The sequence below is a fragment of the Kitasatospora sp. NPDC057198 genome (assembly GCF_042670125.1).
Taxonomy (GTDB): Bacteria; Actinomycetota; Actinomycetes; order Streptomycetales; family Streptomycetaceae; genus Kitasatospora.
This window is the reverse complement of record NZ_JBHUWH010000479.1, coordinates 1-5,787: the sequence shown is the minus strand read 5'-3', so window position 1 is coordinate 5,787 and position 5,787 is coordinate 1. Positions and strand designations below refer to the sequence as shown.

The 5,787-nt window shown below is 75.5% G+C and carries 5 protein-coding genes; all 5 read left to right on the top strand.

All coding sequences use genetic code 11. The features are described from left to right. Positions 1 to 660: TIM barrel protein (locus tag ACFUEL_RS33585; protein ID WP_380241014.1), on the top strand; the 660-nt coding region annotated here is incomplete at its 5' end. A gap of 43 nt (positions 661 to 703) precedes the next feature. Further along, on the top strand, positions 704 to 1,591 hold the full coding sequence (locus ACFUEL_RS33580; RefSeq protein WP_380241012.1) for a 2-hydroxy-3-oxopropionate reductase: 888 nt from the start codon (positions 704 to 706) through the stop codon (positions 1,589 to 1,591). Between the two features lie 255 nt (positions 1,592 to 1,846). Further along, on the top strand, positions 1,847 to 2,959 hold the full coding sequence (locus ACFUEL_RS33575; RefSeq protein WP_380241010.1) for a glycerate kinase: 1,113 nt from the start codon (positions 1,847 to 1,849) through the stop codon (positions 2,957 to 2,959). Between the two features lie 145 nt (positions 2,960 to 3,104). Next, entirely contained in the window at positions 3,105 to 4,457 is a 1,353-nt protein-coding gene (gene allB, locus ACFUEL_RS33570; protein WP_380241008.1) for an allantoinase AllB, read from the top strand. 28 nt (positions 4,458 to 4,485) lie between these two features. After that, positions 4,486 to 5,637 carry an allantoicase gene (gene alc / locus ACFUEL_RS33565; protein WP_380241006.1) on the top strand — a complete coding sequence of 384 codons (1,152 nt, stop codon included), beginning with the start codon at positions 4,486 to 4,488 and terminating at the stop codon, positions 5,635 to 5,637. Positions 5,638 to 5,787 lie beyond the last annotated feature (150 nt).

Below are 5,787 nucleotides of genomic sequence, written 5' to 3'. Positions count from 1 at the left end.
GCGTTCGAGGACGCCGGCGTCCGGCTCACCGGCCTCAACCTGCTCGACGACCTGGCCCGCGGCGCCCGCGGCACGCTGTCCCTCCCCGCCGAGAGCGAGCGCTTCCGGGAGAACCTCCCGGTCGCCACCGCCCTCGCCGAACGCCTCGGCACCGGCGCGCTCAACGCCCTCTACGGCAACCGCGTCCCCGGCGCCGACCCGGTCGAACAGGACGCCCTCGCCCTGGAGAACCTCGCGCTGGCCGCCCGCGCCGCGCACTCCGTCGGCGCCGTCCTGCTGGTCGAGACCCTCAACTCGGCCGAGTCCCCCGACTACCCGCTGGTCACCGCCGCCGCCGCGGTCGACGTCGTCGACAAGGTCAACGCCGCCACCGGCCTCGGCAACGCCAGGTTCCTCTGCGACCTCTACCACCTCGCCCGCAACGGCGAGGACCCGGCCGCCGTCATCGACGCGTACGCCGACCGGATCGGCCACGTGCAGATCGCCGACACCCCCGGCCGCAACGAACCCGGCACCGGCGGCCTCGACTTCGAGGCCCTGTTCGCCCGCCTCACCGCCGCCGGCTACCAGGGGCTCGTCGGCCTCGAGTACCGCCCGGCCGGCGGCGTCAGCGCCGAGAGCTTCGACTGGCTGCCGCGCGAGCTGCGCGCCGCGCGCTGAACCCACCCCCCTCGACACCCTCACAGCTAAGGACCCGCACGCGATGAGCCGCAAGATCGCCTTCGTCGGCCTCGGCATCATGGGCAAGCCCATGGCCGTCAACCTGGTCAAGGCCGGCCACCACGTCACCGGCTACAACCTCACCCAGGAGCCCATCGACGCCCTGGTCGCCGCCGGCGGCCACGGCGCCGGCTCGATAGCCGAAGCCGTCGCCGACGCCGAGGTCGTCATCACCATGGTCCCCGCCGACCCGCAGGTCGAGCAGGCGATCCTCGGCGAGGACGGCGTACTGGCCCACGCCCGGCCCGGCACCCTGGTCATCGACATGTCCAGCATCACCCCGCAGACCTCGATCAAGGTCGAGGCCGCCGCGAAGGCCGCCGGCCTGCGCGCCCTGGACGCCCCCGTCTCCGGCGGCGAGGCCGGCGCCGTCGAGGCCGTGCTCTCCATCATGGTCGGCGGCGCGGACGCCGACTTCGCCGAGGCCAAGCCGCTGTTCGACGCGCTCGGCACCACCGTCGTGCACGTCGGCCCGGCCGGCGCCGGCCAGACCGTCAAGGCCGCCAACCAGCTGATCGTCGCCGTCAACATCCAGGTCCTGGCCGAGGCCGTGGTCTTCCTGGAGAACGCCGGCGTCGACCTCGCCGCCGCGCTCGACGTCCTCGGCGGCGGGCTGGCCGGCTCCACCGTGCTGAACCGCAAGAAGGGCAACATGCTCGCCCGCGAGTTCGCCCCCGGCTTCCGGATCGACCTCCACCACAAGGACATGGGCATCGTCACCGATGCCGCCCGCGCCGTCGGCGCCGCGCTCCCGCTCGGCGCGGTCGCCGCCCAACTGGTCGCCTCCGCCCGCGCCAACGGTGACGGCTCCCTCGACCACTCGGCCCTGCTGCGGGGCGTCGAACGGCTCTCCGGCCGCGAGGTCAAGTAGCAAGGGAACGGCGGGATGCGAATCAGGGGCTCGGGGAACGGCGAGGCCCAGGCTGCTGACGGTTCACTGCCGTTGCGCGCGTGAGCTTCCGGTTCTGTTCACTGCACGCAGCAGCACGGACACTTCGATGGGCTCCGGCCACCAGCAGCACGGACTCGCCGTTCCCCGAGCCCCTGGTTTCGTCCTCCCGAGCTCCCTGACAGTTCTTCCTACGACGGTTGTTCTCCTGAAAGGCCCGGTGCCGTGCGAGGTCATGTGGTTGTCGCCCCCGACAAGTTCAAGGGGACGCTGGAGGGCGCCGAGGCCGCCTCGCGGATCGCCGCCGGGATCCGGCGGGCGGTGCCCGGGGTGGAGGTGCGGGAGCTGCCGGTGGCCGACGGCGGGGAGGGGACGCTGGCGGCCGCGCTCGCGGCGGGGTTCTCCCGGGTGGACGTGAAGGTCGCGGGGCCGACCGGGCTGCCGGTGGTCGCGGGGCTGGCGGTGAAGGGCGAGACCGCGGTGGTCGAGCTGGCGCAGGCGTCCGGGCTGGCCCGGCTGCCGGGGGGCCGGACGGCGCCGCTGGCGGCGGGCTCGTACGGGGTCGGGCAGCTGATCGCGAAGGCGGTCTCGCTCGGGGCGTCCCGGGTGGTGCTGGGCCTCGGGGGGAGCGCCTGCACCGACGGCGGCGCGGGCATGGCGCAGGCGCTGGGCGTCGAGCTGTACGACGCGGACGGTGCGCCGCTGCCGCCCGGCGGGGCCGCGCTGCGGCGCCTCGCCCGGGTGGAGCCGGGCCCGCTCGCGGAGCGCCTGCGCGGGGTGGAGGTGGTCGTCGCGTGCGACGTGGACAACCCGCTGCTGGGCCCGCGCGGGGCGGCCGCCGTGTACGGCCCGCAGAAGGGCGCGGACGCCGCCGACCTGGTGGTGCTGGAGGAGGGGCTGACCCGCTGGGCGGACGCGGTGGCCGGGCTGACGGGCCGGGAGGTCCGGGGTGCGGCGGGCGCGGGCGCGGCCGGCGGGGTGGGCTTCGCCGCGCTGGCGCTGCTGGGGGCGACCATGCGGCCCGGCATCGAGCTGCTGCTGGAGCTGCTGGGCTTCGAGCGGGCGGTGCGCGGGGCGCGCCTGGTGGTGACCGGCGAGGGCTGCCTGGACGCGCAGACCCTGCACGGCAAGGCCCCGGCGGGGGTGGCCGCGGCGGCGGTCCGGGCCGGGGTGCCGGTGGCGGCGGTGGCCGGCCGGCTGGAGCTGGCCGAGCGGGAGTGGCGGGCGGCGGGTTTCGCCGCGGCGCTGGCCCTGGCCGACCTGGCGGGCGATCCGGCGGAGTCGATGGCCCGGGCGGGCGAGCTGGCCGAGCTGGCGGGGGAGCGGCTGGCGTCCGCCCTGCTGCGCTGACGCCGGGCCGGCGTGCCCGTCCCGCCGCCCTGACGGCCCGTCGCACTCTCGTACGTTCACACATTGACGTTTTGTTGAAGGCGAGCCTAGGCTCCCAGCACTCCTTCGACCCACCCCGCTCTCCACGACGCTCGGAGGTTCCCTCATGCCCATCGACGACGCGGTGATCCGCTCCCGGCGGGTGGTCCTGCCGGACGGCGAACGCCCCGCCGACGTGCTGGTACGGGCCGGAAAGATCGAGCTGGTCGCCCCGCACGGCACCCTGCCGGCCGACGGCCACCGGCTCACCGACCTCGGCGCCCTCGCGCTGCTGCCCGGCCTGGTCGACACCCACGTGCACGTCAACGAACCCGGGCGCACCGACTGGGAGGGCTTCGCCTCCGCGACGAAGGCCGCCGCGGCCGGCGGCGTCACCACCGTCATCGACATGCCGCTCAACTCGATCCCGCCGACCACCACGGTCGAGGGCCTCGACGCCAAGCGGAAGACCGCCGAGGGCCAGGCGTGGGTCGACCTGGGCTTCTGGGGCGGCGCCGTCCCCGGCAACACCGACCAGCTCGAACTCCTGCACCAGCAGGGCGTGTTCGGCTTCAAGTCGTTCCTCGCCCCGTCCGGGGTGGACGAGTTCCCGCACCTGGCCGCCCCCGCCGACCTGGAGGCCGCGCTCACCGAGCAGGCCCGGATCGGCGCCCTGGCGATCATCCACGCCGAGGACCCGGCAGTGCTGGACGCCGCCCCCCAGGTGCCCGGCACCCACTACCGCGACTTCCTGGCCTCCCGCCCGGACGACGCCGAGGCCGCCGCCGTCGCCGCCCTGCTGGCCGCCGCCCGCCGCACCGGCGCCCGGGTGCACGTCCTGCACGTCTCCTCCGCCGCCGTGCTGCCGCTGCTGCGCCGCGCCCGGGAGGAGGGCGTCCGCGTCACCGCCGAGACCTGCCCGCACTACCTGACGCTGGCCGCCGAGGAGGTCCCCGACGGGGACACCGCCTTCAAGTGCTGCCCGCCGATCCGCGACGAGTCCAACCGCGACCTGCTCTGGCAGGCCCTCGCGGACGGCGAGTTCGCCGCCGTGGTCTCCGACCACTCGCCCTCCACCCCCGACCTCAAACTCCTCGCCCGGCACGGCGGCAGCGGCGACTTCGCCGCCGCCTGGGGCGGCATCGCCTCCCTCCAGCTGGGCCTGCCCGCCGTCTGGACCGAGGCCCGCCGCCGCGGCCACACCCTGGCCGACGTGGTCCGCTGGATGTCCGCCGGACCCGCCGCCCTGGCCGGCCTGACCGGCACCAAGGGCGCCATCGCGCCCGGGTGCGACGCCGACCTGGTGGCCTTCGACCCGGACGGCGAACTGACCGTCCGCGCCGAGCGCCTCCACCACAAGAACCCGGTCACCCCGTACGCGGGCCGGACCCTCACCGGGCTGGTCCACCGCACCTGGCTGCGCGGGCGGCCCGTCGACCCCGACGGTGCCCCGCACGGCCGGCAGCTCGTCCGACGCTGAATCCGAACCTGCAAAGAAGGAGCACCAGTTGAGTACTGACCTGACCTCGAACGCGCCGTTCACCGAGCTGGTCGACCTGGCCTCCCGGCTGCTGGGCGCGGGCGTGGTCGCCACCAACGAGGACACCTTCGCGGACGCCGAGAACCTGCTGGTCGCCGCACCCGCCGAGTTCCGCCCGCACACCTTCGGCCACAAGGGCCAGATCATGGACGGCTGGGAGTCCCGCCGCCGCCGCGGCGCCAGCGCCGAGCAGCCGCACCCCGCCGCCGACGACCACGACTGGGCGGTCGTCCGGCTCGGCGTCGCGGGCCGGGTCCGCGGCGTGGTCGTCGACACCGCGCACTTCACCGGCAACTACCCCGAGACCGCGTCCGTCCAGGCCGCGTCCGTCCCCGGCCACCCCTCGCCCGAGGAACTCGCCGCCGCCCACTGGAGCGACCTCGTCCCGCGCACCGCGCTCAAGGGCGACACCGCGCACCACTTCCCGGTCGACGACCCCGCCCGGTACACCCACGTCCGCCTCAACATCTGGCCCGACGGCGGCGTCGCCCGGCTGCGGGTGCACGGCGAGGTGCTGCCCGACCCGCGCGACCTGGCCGGACTCACCTTCGACCTGGCCGCCCAGGAGTACGGCGGCGTCGCCGAGGCCGCCTCCGACCGCTACTTCTCCTCCCCGCACAACCTGAACGCTCCCGGCCGCGCCACCGTCATGGGCGACGGCTGGGAGACCCGGCGTCGGCGCGACAAGGCCAACGACTGGGTGCGAGTGGCCCTGGCCGGGGGCGGCGAGGTGCTGGCGGCGGAGGTGGACACCTCCTGCTTCGTCGCCAACGCCCCCGGCTGGGCCGAACTCGTCGGCAGCGACGGCGAGAGCGAGACCGTCCTGCTGCCGCGCACCCGCCTGCAGCCCGACACCCGCCACCGCTACCGCCTCCCGGCGGGCACCCCCGTCACCCACGTGCGGATCAACGTCTACCCCGATGGCGGCCTCGCCCGCCTGCGCCTCACCGGCCGCCTCACCCCGGCCGGCCAGGACGCCCTCGCGCTGCGCTGGTTCAACGCGATCCCGCTGCCGGAGGCCCGCGAGGCCCTCGCCGCCGCCGGCCTCCCGACCGACCTTGCCGAGGCCCGGCCGCTCACCGACGCGACGGCCATCCGGCCGCTGTACGAAGGCGTTTAAGGGCTGGGCAGAGCGCGCGTTCAGGGACTCGGGGAACGGCGAAGAGCCCCGCCAGGGGCTCGGGGAACGGCGAGGCCCAGTCTGCTGACGGTGCACTGCCGGAGCGCGCAACAGCTTACCGGTCCCTTCAAGACACGCAGCAGCACGAAC